Annotated in this window: 13 protein-coding genes; 7 read left to right on the forward strand and 6 right to left on the reverse strand. The window is 65.1% G+C overall.

Translation table 11 applies throughout. The features are described 5' to 3' along the window. Positions 1–9: 9 nt before the first annotated feature. The 6 genes from GST15_RS03140 to GST15_RS03165 all read left to right on the forward strand — a co-directional run bounded on the left by GST15_RS03140 (position 10) and on the right by GST15_RS03165 (position 8,974). A complete protein-coding gene (locus GST15_RS03140) occupies positions 10–1,005 on the forward strand; it encodes a phosphoglycerate mutase (RefSeq protein WP_159015805.1) in 996 nt (331 codons plus the stop codon). Beyond that, positions 1,002–2,765 (forward strand): single-stranded-DNA-specific exonuclease RecJ, encoded by a 1,764-nt coding sequence (gene recJ / locus GST15_RS03145; RefSeq protein ID WP_159015806.1) that lies wholly within the window; start codon positions 1,002–1,004, stop codon positions 2,763–2,765. The genes GST15_RS03140 and recJ overlap by 4 nt, the downstream gene beginning before the upstream one ends. 33 nt (positions 2,766–2,798) lie before the next feature. After that, a protein-coding gene (gene prfB / locus GST15_RS03150; protein WP_159015807.1) for a peptide chain release factor 2 occupies positions 2,799–3,927 on the forward strand; the annotation gives its coding sequence in 2 pieces (ribosomal slippage) (positions 2,799–2,873 and positions 2,875–3,927; 1,128 coding nt in all). 51 nt (positions 3,928–3,978) lie between these two features. After that, positions 3,979–5,520 carry a lysine--tRNA ligase gene (gene lysS, locus GST15_RS03155; RefSeq protein WP_159015808.1) on the forward strand — a complete coding sequence of 514 codons (1,542 nt, stop codon included), beginning with the start codon at positions 3,979–3,981 and terminating at the stop codon, positions 5,518–5,520. Positions 5,521–5,662: 142 nt separating this feature from the next. After that, complete coding sequence (locus GST15_RS03160; protein WP_159015809.1) at positions 5,663–6,766, forward strand: HD domain-containing phosphohydrolase; 1,104 nt, start codon at positions 5,663–5,665, stop codon at positions 6,764–6,766. Between the two features lie 3 nt (positions 6,767–6,769). Next, positions 6,770–8,974, forward strand: coding sequence for an ATP-binding protein (locus tag GST15_RS03165; RefSeq protein WP_159015810.1), 2,205 nt, complete (start codon positions 6,770–6,772; stop codon positions 8,972–8,974). Between the two features lie 6 nt (positions 8,975–8,980). On the opposite strand, the gene GST15_RS03170 is transcribed toward GST15_RS03165, so the two are convergent. Then, complete coding sequence (locus GST15_RS03170) at positions 8,981–9,859, reverse strand: crotonase/enoyl-CoA hydratase family protein (RefSeq protein ID WP_159016424.1); 879 nt, start codon at positions 9,857–9,859, stop codon at positions 8,981–8,983. A gap of 156 nt (positions 9,860–10,015) precedes the next feature. After that, positions 10,016–11,689, reverse strand: coding sequence for an AMP-binding protein (locus GST15_RS03175; RefSeq protein WP_159015811.1), 1,674 nt, complete (start codon positions 11,687–11,689; stop codon positions 10,016–10,018). Between the two features lie 139 nt (positions 11,690–11,828). On the opposite strand from GST15_RS03175, the gene GST15_RS03180 reads away from it, so the two are divergent. Then, complete coding sequence (locus tag GST15_RS03180; protein ID WP_159015812.1) at positions 11,829–12,305, forward strand: nuclear transport factor 2 family protein; 477 nt, start codon at positions 11,829–11,831, stop codon at positions 12,303–12,305. Between the two features lie 9 nt (positions 12,306–12,314). Here the strand turns inward: GST15_RS03180 and acnA are convergent, their stop codons facing one another. The 4 genes from acnA to GST15_RS03200 all read right to left on the reverse strand — a co-directional run bounded on the left by acnA (position 12,315) and on the right by GST15_RS03200 (position 17,394). Next, entirely contained in the window at positions 12,315–15,077 is a 2,763-nt protein-coding gene (gene acnA, locus GST15_RS03185; protein ID WP_159015813.1) for an aconitate hydratase AcnA, read from the reverse strand. A 120-nt stretch (positions 15,078–15,197) separates the two neighbouring features. Then, the gene (locus tag GST15_RS03190) at positions 15,198–15,803 is read right to left on the reverse strand and encodes a lysogenization protein HflD (protein ID WP_159015814.1); all 606 of its coding nucleotides are present in this window, start codon (positions 15,801–15,803) and stop codon (positions 15,198–15,200) included. Continuing rightward, entirely contained in the window at positions 15,800–16,918 is a 1,119-nt protein-coding gene (gene mnmA / locus GST15_RS03195; protein ID WP_159015815.1) for a tRNA 2-thiouridine(34) synthase MnmA, read from the reverse strand. Before mnmA ends, GST15_RS03190 begins: the two co-directional genes overlap by 4 nt. After that, positions 16,915–17,394: an NUDIX hydrolase gene (locus GST15_RS03200; protein WP_159015816.1), complete on the reverse strand. Its 480-nt coding sequence runs from the start codon at positions 17,392–17,394 to the stop codon at positions 16,915–16,917. Before GST15_RS03200 ends, mnmA begins: the two co-directional genes overlap by 4 nt. Between the last annotated feature and the right edge of the window lie 45 nt (positions 17,395–17,439).

Below are 17,439 nucleotides of genomic sequence, written 5' to 3' on the forward strand. Positions count from 1 at the left end.
CGAGCCGACATGCCACCGGTGACCTTGCTGCTTCCGGCGCGTTCGCGCCTGGGCGGCGACTGGCCGCCGGCGCTGTCCAGTGTGCTGGGTCGCGCGACCCGCCTGCCGTCCGGGGAGGCCGGGGAGCGTGCGCAACTGCTGCGGCATTTCGATCTGCTTCCGCGCGGCTGGCCCGCAGCCGCGCTCACGCGACAGGCGGATGCCGGCGACGCAGGCACCGCGGCCTGGGTGCGCGCGGATCCCGCCTGGGTGCGACCGGAGATGACGGGTGCGCGGCTGTTCGCATGCAGCGACGGTGTCGGCGTGGCACAGGCCGATGTCGATGCATTCCTGCCCGCCTTGCAGCCATTGTTTGGCGATGCGGGCTTTGCGCTGGATGCCCCGACTCCGTCGCGCTGGTACCTGCAGCTGCCGCGGGACACACCGTTGCCGGTGTTCGTGGATCCATCCGAGGCACTCGGCACCGATGTCTTCGACCACCTGCCCGGCAAGGCGGAAGAGGCCGGCGTCACGTCCCGACGCTGGCGCGCCCTGTTGAACGACGCGCAGATCGTGCTGCACAACCATCCGCGCAATGCGCAACGCATCGCAGCGGGAAGGCCGCCGATCAATTCGTTGTGGTTCTGGGGTGGCGGAACACTTCCCAGCCGGGTGTCGACGGCATATGCCGACGTGCGCACCGACGACGCCACGCTGCGTTCCCTTGCGATGGCAGCAACAGTGATGTCGACGCAGCCGCTCCCGGGACGGTGGTCGCCACCAACGCTGTCGACCCTGGTCGACCTGCGATCGGTGCGCCACATGGATGAAGTGGCGTTGGGCTGGATCCTGCCGGCCATCCAGGCGATGGGCGACGGCAAGGTGGATTCCATCGTGCTGGACTTCGAGGACGGCATGCGGTTCCTCCTGCTGCGACATCAACGCTGGCGTTTCTGGCGCAAGCCTTGGCAAGGCCGTGACACTGCAGCCCTGGCGCCCACGGCGGCAATGGATCCGAGGCAATGAGCATTCCCACTGTGCGTCGACGCACCGCAGCAGCAGTCGGAGAGTGGCCTGCGCAGATGCCACCGGTGCTGCGGCGCATCCATGAGCTGCGCGGCGCCTTCAGCCCGGAGCAGGCGCAACCTGCGCTCGCGCAACTGCTCGATCCGCGGCTGCTGGGTGGACTGGATGCTGCGACCGCGCTGCTGGAGGCGGCCATCGCGTCGGATCGGCACATCGTGGTCGTCGGAGACTTTGATTGCGACGGCGCAACGGCTTGTGCGGTGGGTGTGCGCGGCCTGCGACTGCTCGGCGCGCGCCATGTCTCCCATGCCGTGCCGAACCGGGTCACGCATGGTTACGGACTGTCCCCGCACCTGGTGGACGATCTCGCCGCACTCGCGCCCGATCTCATCGTCACGGTCGACCATGGCATCGCCTGCCATGCGGGAATCGCCGCGGCGAAGGCGCGGGGCTGGCAGGTACTCGTCACCGATCACCACCTGCCGGGGCCAATGCTTCCGCCCGCCGACGCCATCGTCAATCCAAACCTGTCTGGCGATGGTTTCCCCAGCAAGATGCTCGCCGGCGTGGGCGTGATGTTCTATGTGCTGCTCGCCCTGCGTCGACGCCTGCGGGACGCCGGACGATTCGCGGCGCAAGCCGAACCGGACCTGGCGACACTGCTGGATCTCGTCGCCGTGGGAACGGTCGCCGACCTGGTTCCGCTGGACCAGAACAATCGCGCCCTGGTCGGTGCCGGCCTGCGGCGCCTTCGATCCGGCAAGGGTTGCGTCGGACTGCGTGCACTGGCCGAGGTGGCCGGTCGCGACGTGCGCCTGCTGACCGCCGGTGACATCGGCTTTGCACTCGCACCGCGCATCAACGCAGCCGGGCGGCTGGATGACATGTCCCTGGGCATTGCCTGCCTGCTCAGCGACGATCCCGGCGAAGCGCGCGAACTCGCCAGCTTGCTGCATGCGATCAATGGCGAGCGTCGCGCGGTCCAGCAGCAGATGACCGACGAGGCGGAGGCCGCATTGGCCCGGGTCTCGCTGGATGGCGTTGCACCGTCGGTGGTCTGCCTGTTCGATGCGCAGTGGCATCCCGGCGTCGTGGGCCTGGTGGCATCGCGGCTGAAGGAGCGCCTGCATCGTCCAGCCTTCGCCTTCGCGCCGTCGGAACCGGGCAGCGCGCAATTGCGTGGCTCCGCTCGTTCGATCCCGGGCTTCCATATCCGCGACGCCCTTGCCGCGGTCGACTCGGCACATCCGGGCTTGATCGAGCGGTTCGGCGGCCATGCGATGGCGGCGGGCCTGAGCCTGTCGATCGAGGCTTTTCCCAGGTTCGAGGCGGCCCTGCGCGAGGCTATCGAGCGACTGCTGGCCCCGGAGTTGTTGCAGGCCGAAGTCGTCACCGATGGCGAGTTGCAGCCGGACGAATTTTCCCGCGCGATCGCGGAGTGCCTTCGCGATGGCGGCCCTTGGGGCCAGGCCTATCCGGAGCCACTGTTCGACGGCCGGTTCGATGTGCTGTCGTGGCGCATCGTCGGCGAGCGCCACCTGAAAATGGAGCTCTCGATGCAGGGCATGCGGATCAATGCCATCGAGTTCGGCGGATGGCAGGGGCGGGCACCCGCGTCCTCCGTGCACTTGGCCTATCGTCTTGTCCCGGACGACTACCGGGGTGGGGATTCCATACAACTCGTCGTCGTGCACCGCCAGGACCTTGCCGAAGCGGATCCGGACGCTCGCCCGCGCGAGGCGGCAATGCCGAACTGTTAGAATTTGCGCCACGCAACCAACGATTTTCCATCCATGATCGAGCTCAATCCCCTTCGCCATCGCATCTCCGAGCTCAGCAGCCGGCTCGCATCGCTCCGGGGGTATCTTTGACTACGATGCCAAGGTCGAGCGGCTGGAAGAAGTCATCCGCGAACTTGAACATCCCGACATCTGGAACGATTCCGCGCGCGCCCAGGCATTAGGGCGCGAGCGGTCCCTGCTGGACAAGACCGTCAATGGCATCCGCGAACTGACCGAAGGCCTGGAGGGCGCCGCGGAACTGCTCGACCTGGTCGAGGCCGAGGACGACCAGGAAACCGCCGACGCCATCAGCAAGGATGTCGAGCGTTATGCGCGCGGCGTGGACACGCTGGAATTCCAGCGCATGTTTTCCGGGAAGATGGATTCGCATTCCGCGTTCGTCGACATCCAGGCCGGTGCCGGTGGCACCGAGGCGCAGGACTGGGCCGAGATGCTGCTGCGCATGTACCTGCGCTGGTGCGAGTCGCGGGGCTGGAAGACCGAGTTGATGGAAGTGTCCGGCGGCGATGTCGCCGGCATCAAGTCGGCGACCTTCCGGGTTGAAGGCGATTACGCCTATGGCTGGCTGAAGACCGAAATCGGCGTGCATCGCCTGGTCCGGAAGTCGCCCTTCGACTCCGACAATCGTCGCCATACGAGCTTCACCTCGGTGTTCGTCTCGCCGGAGGTGGAGGACGACATCGACATCGAGATCAATCCCGCCGACCTGCGCACCGATGTCTATCGCTCCTCGGGCGCTGGTGGCCAGCACGTCAACAAGACCGAGTCGGCGGTGCGCATCACGCACATCCCGACCAACACGGTGGTCGCGTGCCAGACCGGCCGCAGCCAGCATGCCAACCGCGATACCGCGATGAAGATGCTGGCGGCGAAGTTGTACGAGCTCGAAGTCCAGAAGCGCAACGTGGAAAAGGACGCGCTCGAAGCGACCAAGTCGGACATCGGGTGGGGCAGCCAGATCCGCAACTATGTCCTCGATCAATCCCGGATCAAGGATCTGCGCACCGGGATCGAGCGCACGGATACGCAGAAGGTGCTGGACGGCGACCTCGACGAATTCATCGAGGCAAGCCTGAAATCCGGCCTGGAGGCGGGCTCCCGGCGATCGGATGCCGTGTAGTCTTTCCTCACCGCCATCGATCACGTCGCTTCCCGATATCCAGGCCTCGCAATGACCGACAAACCCGCTTCCGCCCCGGCTGATACCAGCGGCGTCGAAGAGAACCACCTGATCGCCGAGCGCCGCGGCAAGCTGGCCGCGTTGCGCCGGCAGGGCGTTGCATTCCCGAATGATTTCCGTCGCTCCGACTACGCGGCGGACCTGCAGGCCAGCTACGGCGATGCCGCGCGCTGGACTGGCGAAGCGCTGGAAGCCGAGGCGGTACCGGTTTCGATCGCAGGCCGCCTGCTGGCCAAGCGGGTCATGGGCAAGGCGGCGTTCGCGCAGATCCAGGACATGAGCGGCCGGATCCAGTTGTTCCTGCAATCCGCCACCTTGGGTGAGCAGTACGAGGCCTTCAAGGGCTGGGACGTTGGCGACATCGTCGCCGCCACCGGCACCCTGATGCGCACGAAGACCGGCGAGTTGTCGGTCCGGGCCGACGCCTTGCGCCTGATGACCAAGTCGCTGCGACCGCTGCCGGACAAGTGGCATGGCTTGAGCGACGTCGAGCAACGCTATCGCCAGCGCTACGTCGACCTGATCGTTTCGCCGGACGTGCGCGAGGTCTTCGTGCTGCGCTCGCGCATCATCGCCGCGTTGCGGCGCTGGCTCGACGCGCGACGCTTCCTCGAGGTCGAGACGCCGATGATGCATTACGTTGCGGGCGGAGCCACGGCCAAGCCGTTCACGACCCATCACAATGCGCTGGACCTGGACCTGTACCTGCGGGTCGCTCCGGAGCTCTACCTCAAGCGGCTGGTGGTGGGCGGCTTCGAGCGGGTCTACGAGATCAATCGCAATTTCCGCAACGAGGGCGTGAGCACGCGTCACAACCCCGAGTTCACGATGCTCGAGTTGTACGAAGCCTACGCAACGTACGACGAGGTGATGGATCTCACCGAGTCGATGATCCGCGATGTCGCGCAGGAGACGCTCGGCCGCACGGCAGTGGAGTGGGAAGGCAACGCCATCGACCTGGGGCCGCGTTTCCGCCGCTGGAAAATGGAAGACGCCGTGCGCGAGGTCAATCCGTCGATCAGTGCCGCGGATTGCCGGGACCGCGACGCGCTGGCCCGGCATTGCGAGCGCTTGCGTATTCCGGTCAAGCCCGGATACGGATGGGGCAAGTTGTTGCTGGAGATCTTCGAAAAAACGGTCGAGGGCGATCTCGTCCAGCCGACTTTCATCACGCATTACCCGGTCGAGGTGTCGCCACTGGCGCGCGAGTCGGACACGGAACCCGGCATCACCGACCGTTTCGAGCTGTTCGTCGGCGGCAAGGAACTCGCCAACGGCTTCTCGGAATTGAACGACCCGGAGGACCAGGCGGCAAGGTTCCAGGCGCAGGTCGACGCCAAGGCGGGGGGGGACGAGGAAGCCATGCATTACGATGCCGATTACATCCGGGCGCTCGAGACGGGATTGCCGCCGACCGGTGGCCTGGGGGTCGGAATCGACCGCCTGGTGATGCTGTTGACGGATTCCGCATCGATTCGTGACGTACTGCTCTTTCCCTACATGCGGCCCATGGCAGGAAGTGGGTCGAATTAGCAGGTATACCCCGCGCCGATCAGGCATGATCTGGCCGTCGCACCCGTTATTCCGCGTATCCAGTTTCAGATCGGTGCTGTCGCAGGACTCGTTTTCCGGGCGGAAGTCGGTCGCTGCTCTTCGTCACGGTGAGGACTCCGCCATGGCCCTGCATGCAATTCGCGCGCCAATGCAATGGGATCACTCGTTGAATATCGTGATCGTGGATGACCAGACGTCCGCGCGGACGATGCTTCGCCACATCCTGGAGGACATCGGTTCCGAGTTGCGGGTCGTCGACTTCAGCGATCCGCAGGCGGCTCTGGCGTGGTGCGACGAGAACCGCCCCGACCTGCTGCTGCTCGACTACCGCATGCCCGGCATGGATGGCCTCGAGTTCGCCAGGCGGTTTCGCCGGCCCCTGGTCCATCGCGACGTCCCGATCGTGCTGGTGACGGTCGTCGGCGACGAGCCCGTCCGACAGGCGGCCCTGGATGCCGGCGTGATCGATTTCCTGGTCAAGCCGGTGCGTCCGCGCGAACTGCGTGCCCGATGCCGAAACCTGCTGCAGCTGCGCCAGCAGTCCGAGTCCGTGAAACAGCGCGCCCTGTCCCTGGAGCAGCGGCTGTTGTCGAGCATGCACGAGGTGGAAGAGCGCGAGCGCGAGACGCTGTCTCGCCTGGCCGCTGCCATCGAGCTTCGCGATGTCGGCACCAGCGCGTACCTCGAACGCATGGCTGCGTTCGCCGGCCTGATCGCCGAGGGCATGGATCTATCCGAGGAGGATGTGCGGCTCATCGAACTCGCCGCGCCTTTGCACGACATTGGCAAGATCGCCATCCCAGACGCGGTGCTGCTCAAGCCGGGCTCGCTGGACGAGGAGGAGACGCGCGTCATGCGCCGCCATCCGGTCATCGGCCACCAGTTGCTCGGCAACAGCCAGAACCGATTCATCCAGATGGGCGCGGTGATTGCCCTCCGTCACCAGGAACGTTACGACGGCAGCGGTTACCCGGACGGACTGGCGGGTGATGCGATCCCCGTCGCGGCGCGCATCGTCGCGGTTGCGGACGTCCTTGATGCGCTGATATCGCCGCGGCCGTACCGGGCGCGCTGGACGCTGGACGATGCGCTCGCCCATCTGGTCGAGCAGCGCGGCGTGCTGTTCGATCCGCGCTGCGTGGACATCGTGTTGCGCAGTCGCGAGCGGCTTGATGCAATTTGCGCGCAGCATGCTTTGCGGACCCTCGTCGCCGGCGCGCCCTAGGCCATGGCCTCGGTCTTTTCCTTCGTCAAGACCCGGTTGTCCGGACGACCGGACAGCGAACATGCACAGGACATCGTGCGCATCATCATCACCGCGCTGTTTTCCTCGTACATGGGGTGGCAATACCAGCAGGCGGGCAACTCAACCGTACATTTCACCTGGTTGATCCTGCTGGGCGAACTCGCCACGGCGTTGATCCTGCTTGCAGCGATATTGCGCCAGCCTGGCATTTCACACCCGCGGCGTTGCGTCGGGATGCTCGCCGACTACGCGGCGATCGGCGCGATCATGTGCCTGGAGGGTGCCCAGGCATCGCCCCTCTATGCCGTGCTCCTCTGGGTGACGATCGGCAACGGCATGCGCTATGGCAGCGGCTATCTAAGGGCGGCTACCGCATTGGCAACAGCGTCTTTCGCAGTCGTGATCGCGATATCGCCCTATTGGCGTCACAACCCGTATCTGTCGTGGGGATTGCTGATCGGGCTTGCAGCGGTCCCGCTGTACTTCGACTCGCTACTCAATGCCTTGAATCGCGCAATCACCGATGCGCGTCGCGCCAATCAGGCAAAAAGCCAGTTCCTTGCGAACATGAGCCATGAGTTCCGCACGCCATTGAATGGCCTGGCCGGAATGTCGGAACTATTGGGCACGACGCGACTGGATGCGGAACAACGTGAGTGCCTCAACACCATCCAGGCTTCCGCGCGAACGCTGCTCGCCCTGGTTGAGGACGTCCTCGACATTTCAGCGATCGAGGCTGGAAAACTCAAGCTCAATCCCACGGAATTCTCACCCCGCGACCTGGTGAAGGGCATCGGCCTGATCCTGGAGCCTCAGGCCCGTATCAAGCACTTGCGCTACATCGACAATGTCGCTGAGGACATTCCGCTGGTCCTGCGAGGCGACATGGGCCTGTTGCGCCAGGTTCTGATCAACCTCGCCGGGAACGCGATCAAGTTCACCGAGGCAGGTTCCGTCAGGCTCGACTTGATGCTCACGGGCCTCGACGAGCGAACCGCGCGCCTGCGATTCGTCGTCACGGACACCGGGATCGGCATACCGATGTCGGCCAGCAAACGCCTGTTCGAGGCATTCGAACAAGCAGACGCGGGCTTGAACCGCCGCCATGGTGGCACCGGCCTGGGGACCACCATTGCAAAGAGCCTGACGGAGGCGATGGGCGGCACGATTGGCTTCGAAAGCACCGAGCGGCAGGGCACGCGGTTCTGGGTGGAGCTCCCACTGGGGCGAGTCGACGCACCTGCGATCCGCACGAACGATGGTGTGCCGAAAGAAGGACAAGCCTGGCTGCATGATGACGCCGGGGAGCACCTCGACAATCCTTCCGAAAATGTCATTGCATTTGCGAACCCCTTCCTGCGGCATCGCGCACGTGTCCGGGGTTTGTCCGTTCTCGTTGCGGACGACCATGCCGCCAATCGGATGGTCCTGCAGCGATTGCTGCAAAAAGCCGGGCATCGGGTGACCTGCGTCGAGGGCGGGGAGCAGGTTCTGGACCTGCTGGCCAGTGCCGACTACGACACGGTGATTGTCGACCTGCACATGCCGGGGATCAGCGGTTTGGACCTCATGAAGCAATTGCGGGTGATGGAAGCCGGCGGAGGCCGTCGCACCCCCGTCATCGTCCTCAGCGCCGACGTCACCCCGGACTCGATCAAGGCCTGCGAGCAGGCGGGTGCACGCGCATTCCTGGCGAAGCCGCTTTCGACGGCGCGCCTGCTCGATACGCTTGCCGAGGTCGCGTCCGGGGAGCGACCGGCTGACCCGGCCGGGATAGGTGCTGCCGTAACGCGGGTCGCGTCAAGCCTGGATGGTGTCTTCGACAGCGCGGTCCTCGATGAGCTCGGCGCCATCGGCCTCGGGGCGGAATTTGAACGCGACTTCATTGCGCAATGCATCGTTGATGCCGACATCTGCATGGAAGCCTTGACCCACGCTGGCGCGGACGCCGACTGGGAGCAGGTGCGCGAGCAGGCGCACGCCCTCAAGGGGGTCGCGGGAAACCTGGGACTGATCAAACTCGCCGCGGTGAGCGGGGAATTGATGCAGGTTTCCCAGCGGCAAATCGCGGGCGAGTGGGCGGCCAGGCTGCGCGGCATTTCCGAGCGCCTGGCCGAAGGAAAGCGAGCGCTTGATGCTCGCCAGCAAGCACGCAGCGTGAAGGACGGGGGCGAACACTCCCCCTGATTTCCCCTAGAAGTTGGCTACCCCTGCACGTCGACTTTGCGCACGCACCAGGCGATCCATCGTGCGCAACGACTTGTCCCCCAGTTGCAGTGCGGTATCGACCCACACTTCGGTGATCTTCATCAGCTCGTCGAATGTGGACGATGGTCGCAACGCACGAACGCGATGCATCGCAGCCCGGGCGTGGGCGATCCGGTTGTTGCTCCTGATGACTTCTTCGACTGCCTGCGCTCCCTGGCCCTTGGGCGCAAGCACGTCAACCAGGCCCATGCGGTGGAGTTCCTGGCTGGTGTAGACGGTGCCTTCAAGCATCAAGCGTTCGGCCGCATGTGGGGCAATGCGCTCACAAAGGAATGAATACGCGCCCATTCCCGGAAACAGGTCGAACAATACCTCGGGAAGTCCCATCAGCACGTCTTCCTCGGCGACGATGGTGTGGCAGCTCAACGCTGCCTCGAAGCCGCCTCCCAATGCATCGCCCTGCACCAGTGCGATGGTATGGGCACCGGCATCGAGTCCTGCATGGAACGCGTGGACGCCCATGACGCAACGCTTTGCGTAGGCGAACAGATCGTGGCGGTTGCCCGTGCGGATCAGCCGACTGAACAACTCAAGGTCGCCACCCAGGTTGAAGGCATCGCTATCGGACGCCAGCACGACGTGTTGCAGTCGACCTGGTTGTTCCTGCCGAAGCGCATTGAGCCGGCTGCCAAGGTCACGCTGGTAAACCAGGATATCGTCGATCAATCGGCTCGAGAAACATGCGCGGCCAGGCGTCCTGGCCAAGTGTGCATGCATGTTGCACCAGGACACCCCGCGAGCATGGTCTTCGGTGATACGCAGGGTTTTCCCATCAGGGCGAAACAGGGGTTGGACCACAGACATTGGGGTATCTCCGAGGGGGTGGGCCGCCCGGTCGGTCGCGTTACGGGACGGCCTTGGCAAGGTGGGTGCGTCCGACACCGACCTCTATGCATCTAAACGGACGCGCCCGCAAGGGCGCCGGTTCCGAATGGGCAAGAGAAGGCTGGAGGAAAGCCGTCAGCGGGCCGGCGACGGCTCCCGAAGCTCGCGCCGCAGGATCTTGCCCACGTTGGTCTTGGGGAGTTCGGTACGGAATTCCACGTACCGGGGGTGCTTGTAGCCAGTGAGGTACTCGCGGGCATGGGCCTTGACCTGCTCCTCGGTCAGCGAGGGATCCTTCCTGACGATGACGACCTTGACCGCTTCCCCGGATTTCTCGTCCGGCACGCCGACGGCCGCAACCTCCAGCACGCCCGGCATCATCGCGATCACGTCCTCGATTTCGTTGGGATACACGTTGAAGCCCGAGACCAGGATCATGTCCTTCTTGCGATCGACGATGTAGAAGAATCCCTGCTCGTCCATCCGCGCCATGTCGCCGGTGTGCAACCAGCCTTCGTCGTCCATGACTTCCGCGGTCTCATCAGGACGGTGCCAGTAGCCCAGCATGACCTGCGGGCCCTTGATGCAGAGTTCACCCACCATGTCCGGCGGAAGGTGGTTGCCGCCTTCGTCCTTGATGCAGGCATCCGTCGACGGCACGGGCAAGCCGATGGAGCCGTTGTAGGCCGGGAGGTCCATCGGATTGATGCACGCGGCCGGGGAGGTTTCGGTCAACCCGTAGGCTTCGATCAGTGTGCAGCCCGTCACCTGTTTCCAGCGCTCGGCGACCGAGCGCTGTACGGCCATCCCGCCACCAAGCGTCATTTTCAGATGGGAAAAATCGACGCGTTCGAATCCGGGCGTATTGAGCAGCCCGTTGAACAGGGTGTTGACGCCGGTGATGGCGGTGAACGGAATGTGCGAAAGCTCCTTCACGAAACCAGGCATGTCCCGGGGATTGGTGATGAGGTAGTTCAAGCCTCCGAGTTTCATGAAGACGAGACCGTTCGCCGTCAACGCGAAGATGTGATACAGCGGCAACGCGGTCACGATCAGTTCTTCGCCGGGGCGCAGGGCCGTGCCGATCCAGGCCGCCGCTTGCTGCATGTTCGCCACGAGGTTGCGGTGCGTGAGCATCGCGCCCTTCGCAACACCGGTGGTGCCGCCGGTGTACTGCAGGAACGCGATGTCGCCTGGCAGGCAGGTTGGCTCCGGCAGCGGATGCCGCTGGCCTTGCGCCAACGCATCCCGGAAGCGGACGTTCCCGGGTATGTCGTAGTCGGGGACCATCCGCTTGATGTACTTGAGCACGAAGTTCACGGCGACGCCCTTCGCGCCCACCATGTCGCCGAGTCCACTGGTGATGACCTTCATCGACGGGATGTCATCGATGACGCTCTGTACGGTGTGTGCGAAGTTGTCCAGGACGATGATCGCGCTGACGCCGGCATCGACAAGCTGGTGGCGCAGTTCGCGTGGGGTGTATAGCGGATTGACGTTGACCACCGTCAGCCCGGCGCGCAGGATGCCGAACGTCGAGATCGGGTACTGCAGGCAGTTGGGCAGCATGATCGCGACGCGATCGCCCTTCTTCAGTTGCAGCTCACCGACGAGGTATGCGGCCAGTTGCCCGCTGAGTCGATCGACGTCGGCGTAGGTGAGGGTCTTCCCGAGGTTGGCGAATGCCGGCTTGTCGCGATACAGCTCGATCGCACGCTCCAGCACGGAAACGATCGAGGGGAATTCATCGACGTCGATCTCAGCCGGAACACCAGCCGGGTAGTGTGCGAGCCACGGGCGTGAGTCCATCGATTTCCCCTGTCATGATTGCGTCGCGCAACCAATGCGACGCCGTATGGTCGCAATCGATTGGAGCATAGGCTCCGGGGGCTGGCAAGGCGGCGCCGGGCCTTTCCCCCGCGCGGGTTTCACCATGCGAGGCAGGACCATGCGAACGCGAACCACCCGGCGCAGTGCAGGCATCCTGGCGGCAGGGTTGGCAGCGTGCGTGCTTGCATTGCTGCTGGCCAACTGTGCGCGCACACCTCCCGAGCAGTCGTTGCGACAAGCCGTTGCGGCATTGCAGTCATCGGTGGAGGCGCGACAGGCCGGAGCCATCAGGGAGTTGCTTGCCGATGACTTCATCGGTCCCGATGGCATGGATCGGGAAGCAGCCGTCCGTTTGGCGCAGTTGTCATTCCTGCAGCATCCGACGGTGGGTGCGACCGTGGGGCCACTGCACATCGTGCTGTCACCGTCCGCGCGTGCACCGGATCATGCGACCGTCGAGTTCAGCGCCGCACTGACTGGCGGTCCCGGCGCGGGTCTTCCAGGCGAAGCCAACCTGTACGACGTGCGCACAGGCTGGCGACTGCAATCGGGGGACTGGCGAATGACCAGCGCCGACTGGAAGCCGGCGCTGTAGACGGCATGATCAGGCGGCCTTGCGTGCTGCCAGCTGACGAAGCACGTAATGCAGGATGCCGCCATTGCGGAAGTACTCGACTTCCTTGGGCGTGAGCAGCAGGACCTGGACCTGGAAGCTGATGACCGTGCCATCGCTGCGGGTGGCTGTCACCGCCGCGGTCCTGGATGCGCCGTCCTCAAGTCCGTTGATGGCAACCGTCTCGCTGCCATCGAGTCCGAGCACGCGGGCGTTTTCGCCGTCCATGAACTGCAGCGGCAAAACACCCATGCCCACCAGGTTGGAGCGGTGGATGCGCTCGAAGCTTTCCGCCACCACGGCCTTGACGCCCAGCAGGTTGGTGCCCTTGGCTGCCCAGTCGCGCGACGAACCCGTGCCGTATTCCTTCCCGGCGAAGACAACCAGCGGAACGCCGTCGGCCTTGTACTTCATGGCGGCGTCGTAGATCGCCAGCTTCTCGCCCGGCGTGCCCTGCTTGTCGAAGTACAGCGTATTGCCGCCTTCCTCCCCGCCCAGCATCAGGTTCTTGATGCGGATGTTGGCGAACGTGCCGCGCACCATCACGTCGTCGTTGCCGCGACGAGAGCCATAGCTGTTGAAGTCGGCCGGCTGCACGCCACGCGACATGAGGAAGCGGCCCGCGGGCGATTCCTTCTTGATGTTGCCTGCCGGCGAGATGTGGTCGGTCGTGATGGAGTCGCCGAACAACCCGAGTATGCGCGCGCCGCGCACGTCATCGATGTTGCCGACGTCCATGGTCATGCCGTCGAAGTAGGGCGGGTTCTTGATGTAGGTCGAGCCGGCATCCCATGCGTAGCTTTCGCCATCGGGCGAGGCGATCTGGTTCCAGCGGCTGTCGCCCTTGAAGACGTCGGCGTAGTTCTGCGCGAACAGCTCCGGGCCCACGGTCGCGGCGATCATGTCGCCGATGTCCTTGTTGCTCGGCCAGATGTCACGCAGGTAGATGTCCTTGCCGTCGGGTGTCGTGCCCAGCGGCTGGGTGTTGAGGTCGATGTCGACCGTGCCGGCCAGCGCGTACGCGACGACGAGCGGCGGCGAGGCGAGGTAGTTCATCTTCACTTCGGGATGCACGCGGCCCTCGAAGTTGCGGTTGCCGGACAGGACGGAAGCGACGACCAGGTCGTTTTCCGCGATGCCTTTCGATACTTCGTCGGGCAAGGGGCCCGAGTTGCCGATGCAGGTCGTGCAACCGTAGCCGACGATGAAAAATCCGAGCTGCTCGAGGTCGGCCAGCACGCCGGCCTTCTTCAGGTAGTCGGTGACCACGAGCGAGCCCGGGCCGATCGACGGCTTCACCCACGGCTTGGTCTTGAGCCCGAGGCGCACGGCATTGCGCGCCAGCAGTCCCGCGCCCAGCATCACCGCGGGATTGGAGGTGTTGGTGCACGACGTGATCGCCGCGATGACCACCGAGCCATCGGTCAATTCGCAATCCTGGTCGCGTATACGGATCTTCGAGCGCGGGCTGGCAGCCAGGTGCTCGGCCTGCGGCTGGTCGCCGCCTTCGGCATCCATGCGCTTGATCTCGGTCTTGCGCGCCTTGCGATTGGCGGTGAGCAGGCCTTCGAGATTGGCGGTGAAGTTGTCGCGCATCTTCTCCAGCAGCACCCGGTCCTGGGGGCGCTTGGGACCTGCCAGCGACGGGCGCACGTCGCCCAGGTCCAGCTCCAGCGTCGCGCTGTAGCGGGCCTGCGGGGAATCGGGCGTGTGCCACAGTCCCTGCGCCTTGGCGTAGGCCTCGACCAGCGCGATGTGCTCCTCGGTGCGGCCCGAGAGCCGCAGGTAGGTGACGGCTTCGGCATCGATCGGGAAGATGCCGCAGGTGGCGCCGTATTCCGGCGCCATGTTGGCGATGGTGGCGCGGTCGGCCAGCGGCAGGTGCTGGAGTCCATCGCCATGGAATTCGACGAACTTACCGACGACGCCGAGCGCACGCAGCATCTGGGTCACGGTCAGGACCAGGTCGGTTCCCGTGGCGCCTTCGGGCAGGCGTCCGGTCAGCCGGAATCCGACGACCTGCGGGATCAGCATCGACGACGGCTGGCCCAGCATGGCCGCCTCCGCCTCGATGCCGCCGACGCCCCAGCCCAGCACGCCCAGTCCATTGATCATCGTGGTGTGCGAATCGGTGCCGAACACGGTGTCCGGGAATGCGAGCAGCTCGCCGTCGACTTCGCGTTCCATCACCACGCGTGCGAGGTTCTCCAGGTTCACCTGGTGCACGATTCCGGTGCTTGGCGGCACGACCTTGAAGTTCTTCAGCGCCTTCTGGCCCCAGCGCAGGAAGCTGTAGCGCTCCATGTTCCGCTCGAACTCGATCTTGCCGTTGAGCTCCAGCGCGTCGGTGCGGCCGAACACGTCAACCTGCACCGAATGGTCGATGACCAGTTCGGAGGGGATGAGCGGATTGATCTGGCTGGCCTTGCCGCCGAGCTTGTGCACGGCATCGCGCATCGCCGCCAGGTCGACCACGCAGGGCACGCCGGTGAAATCCTGCAACAGCACGCGTGCCGGCATGAAGGCGATTTCGGTTTCCGGTTCGTCCTTCGGATCCCATTGCGCGAGCGCTTCGATGTGGGCCGGAAGCACGGTCACGCCGTCTTCGTGGCGCAGCAGGTTCTCGAGCAGGATCTTCAGCGAGTAGGGCAGCCGGGTCAGGTCGAAGCGCTCCCCGAGCCTGGGCAGGCTGGCATAGGCGTAGGACTTGCCGTTGACTTGAAGGTGGGCGCGGGTGGCAAAGGAGTCGGCCATGCGAGGGGCTCCGGAAAAAGAAAGGGGGAGGCGGGAGAAAACACCGCATTCAGCCCTGCAATTATGCCGCAAACGGTGTGCAGCGGCATGCGTGATCAGCTTGCGGGCGACTCCGTGCGGTCAATCCAGCCATTGATCGATGGCGTCGACCATGGATCTGCGGTGCAGGAGGAAGTCCCAGAGGCTGCCGCCGAGTTGTCGCCAGAGCACCGCCGATCGCAGGCCGGCGAGCAGTACTGCGCGAATCTCCGCCACCACCGTGGCCTGCCCGAGGTAATGCGGATTGCCCTGGACCAGCACCCGCGGGCGAAGGTGGCTGACCGTGTCGGCGTACAGGCTGCCGAGGGCTGCAAGCACCTGCGGATGGCTGCTGCCGAGCTGGGCTTGCGTGGGTGCCAGTTCGACCAGTGCGTCGTGCACGCGCTGCGCCATCGCATCGCGGCTGAACCGCCGCTCCAATTGTATCACCGCGAGCGACAGGCGCGGCAGCAATTCGTCGCGCGCCTCGTTATGGAAGTAATCGCGCAGGATCAGCATCCCCGGTCGCACGGCAGCTTCGCCGCCGTAGACATCCGATGCCGTTTCCGCATCGATGCGGAAGACGCTGTCCAGCGCGGTGGCGAGGATGGCTGCATCGGCCTGGCCGGTGTCGGCAATGCGCCGGACCTGTTGCAGGGCCTGGGCCAGTCCACCCAGTGCGAGCAGGCGTTCGCCGGAACCGGTCATGCCGCCTGTCCGCGTTGCATGGATTCCAGTGGAGCATCGGTCGACAGGATCACGGCACCACCAAGGCAGGCTTCTGCGTCATACAACACGAGCGATTGCCCGGGGGTCACAGCGCGCTGGCTGCGGGAGAAGCGCACGTCGAGCGTGCCGTCATCGCGAACCATGACATCGCAGGCTTCCGCCTGCTGTCGGTAACGCGTCTGGGCCGTGCAGGAGAAGCGTGACGAGGGCGCGCTGCCGGCGATCCAGTGCGCGTCCTCGGACGACAGTGTCGTCGACTGCAGCCACGGGCTGTCGATGCCCTGGTCCACGTACAGGATGTTGCGGGCGACGTCCTTCCCGACCACGTACCACGGCGCCTGCTCGCGGCCGCGAATGCCGCCCAACTGCAGACCCTCGCGCTGGCCCAGCGTGAAGTAGCACACGCCACCATGCTCGCCGAGCAGGCGGCCGGTCGGGTCGCGGATCTCGCCGGGTTGCGCCGGAAGGTAGCGCGACAGGAACTGCCGGAAGTCGCGCTCGCCGATGAAGCAGATGCCGGTCGAATCCTTCTTGGCCGCCGTCGGGAGTCCCGCGTCCGCGGCAATCCGCCGCACCTCCGACTTGAGCATCCCACCGAGTGGAAAGCGCGTGGCGGCCAGCTGGGACTGTCCGAGCTGATGCAGGAAATAGCTCTGGTCCTTGCTGGTGTCGACGGCGCGCAGCAGCCGCCAGCTGCCGTTGCGCCTTTCGACACGCGCGTAGTGGCCGGTTGCGATCGACTCCGCGCCGAGGTCTCGGGCGGCGTCCAGGAAGTGCTTGAACTTGATCTCCCGGTTGCAAAGGACATCCGGGTTCGGTGTCCGGCCGGCGGCATATTCGGCAAGGAAGTGCTTGAACACCCCCTCCAGGTATTCGCTGGAGAAGTCACGGAAGTGGATCGGAATGCCGAGGCGACCGCTGACCGCGACGGCGTCGCGGCGATCGTCCTCGACACGGCAATCGCTGCTGTCGTCGCTGGCCCAGTTCTGCATGAACAAGCCCGCTACCGCCACGCCCGCATCGCGCAGCAGCAAGGCGGCCACCGACGAATCGACCCCGCCGGACATCCCCACGATGACGTCGGGAGCGCTCATGCCATCTGCTGGCACATCGACAGCGGATGCCGCCGGCCGGCCAGGTAATCGGCCACCACCTGCCAGACCAGCGGGCTGCGATGGCGCGCCTGCTGCTGCATCAGCTCGGTGGGGGTCAGCCAGATCGCGCGGACGATGCCCTCGTCGAGGGATCGTGACGCATCCAGGGACAAGGGCTCGGCCGCGAATGCGAATCGAAGGTAGTGCCGACCGCCGCTGCCATCGGCCTGCATGGGCGCCTTCCACTGATAGGCGCCGATGAAGGCGCTCAGCTGCACGTCCCAGCCGGTCTCCTCGCTGGTTTCCCGCAATGCCGCGTCGACAAGGCTCTCATCGGGCTCCAGGTGACCAGCTGGCTGGTTGATCACGACCTGGCCGTTGACGCGCTCTTCCACGCACAGCAGCTTGCCGTCGCGAACCACGACGGTTGCGACGGTCACGTCCGGCTGCCAGAAACGTCCTTGACGATAGCCCATGCTGCCATTGTCTTCGGGAGTCCTTGCGCCGTCCAATGCCGGCTC

The sequence above is a fragment of the Cognatiluteimonas profundi genome (genome assembly GCF_009792795.1).
Classification (GTDB): domain Bacteria; phylum Pseudomonadota; class Gammaproteobacteria; order Xanthomonadales; family Xanthomonadaceae; genus Cognatiluteimonas; species Cognatiluteimonas profundi.

Bases quoted from the DNA above. Each gene is read 5' to 3' on its own strand.
- GST15_RS03200 (WP_159015816.1), bottom strand. From the start codon at position 17,394: ATGGGCTATCGTCAAGGACGTTTCTGGCAGCCGGACGTGACCGTCGCA.
- GST15_RS03180 (WP_159015812.1), top strand. From the start codon at position 11,829: ATGCGAACGCGAACCACCCGGCGCAGTGCAGGCATCCTGGCGGCAGGG.
- GST15_RS03140 (WP_159015805.1), top strand. From the start codon at position 10: ATGCCACCGGTGACCTTGCTGCTTCCGGCGCGTTCGCGCCTGGGCGGC.
- recJ (WP_159015806.1), top strand. From the start codon at position 1,002: ATGAGCATTCCCACTGTGCGTCGACGCACCGCAGCAGCAGTCGGAGAG.
- GST15_RS03170 (WP_159016424.1), bottom strand. From the start codon at position 9,859: ATGTCTGTGGTCCAACCCCTGTTTCGCCCTGATGGGAAAACCCTGCGT.
- lysS (WP_159015808.1), top strand. From the start codon at position 3,979: ATGACCGACAAACCCGCTTCCGCCCCGGCTGATACCAGCGGCGTCGAA.
- GST15_RS03190 (WP_159015814.1), bottom strand. From the start codon at position 15,803: ATGACCGGTTCCGGCGAACGCCTGCTCGCACTGGGTGGACTGGCCCAG.
- mnmA (WP_159015815.1), bottom strand. From the start codon at position 16,918: ATGAGCGCTCCCGACGTCATCGTGGGGATGTCCGGCGGGGTCGATTCG.
- GST15_RS03175 (WP_159015811.1), bottom strand. From the start codon at position 11,689: ATGGACTCACGCCCGTGGCTCGCACACTACCCGGCTGGTGTTCCGGCT.
- GST15_RS03165 (WP_159015810.1), top strand. From the start codon at position 6,770: ATGGCCTCGGTCTTTTCCTTCGTCAAGACCCGGTTGTCCGGACGACCG.
- GST15_RS03160 (WP_159015809.1), top strand. From the start codon at position 5,663: ATGGCCCTGCATGCAATTCGCGCGCCAATGCAATGGGATCACTCGTTG.
- acnA (WP_159015813.1), bottom strand. From the start codon at position 15,077: ATGGCCGACTCCTTTGCCACCCGCGCCCACCTTCAAGTCAACGGCAAG.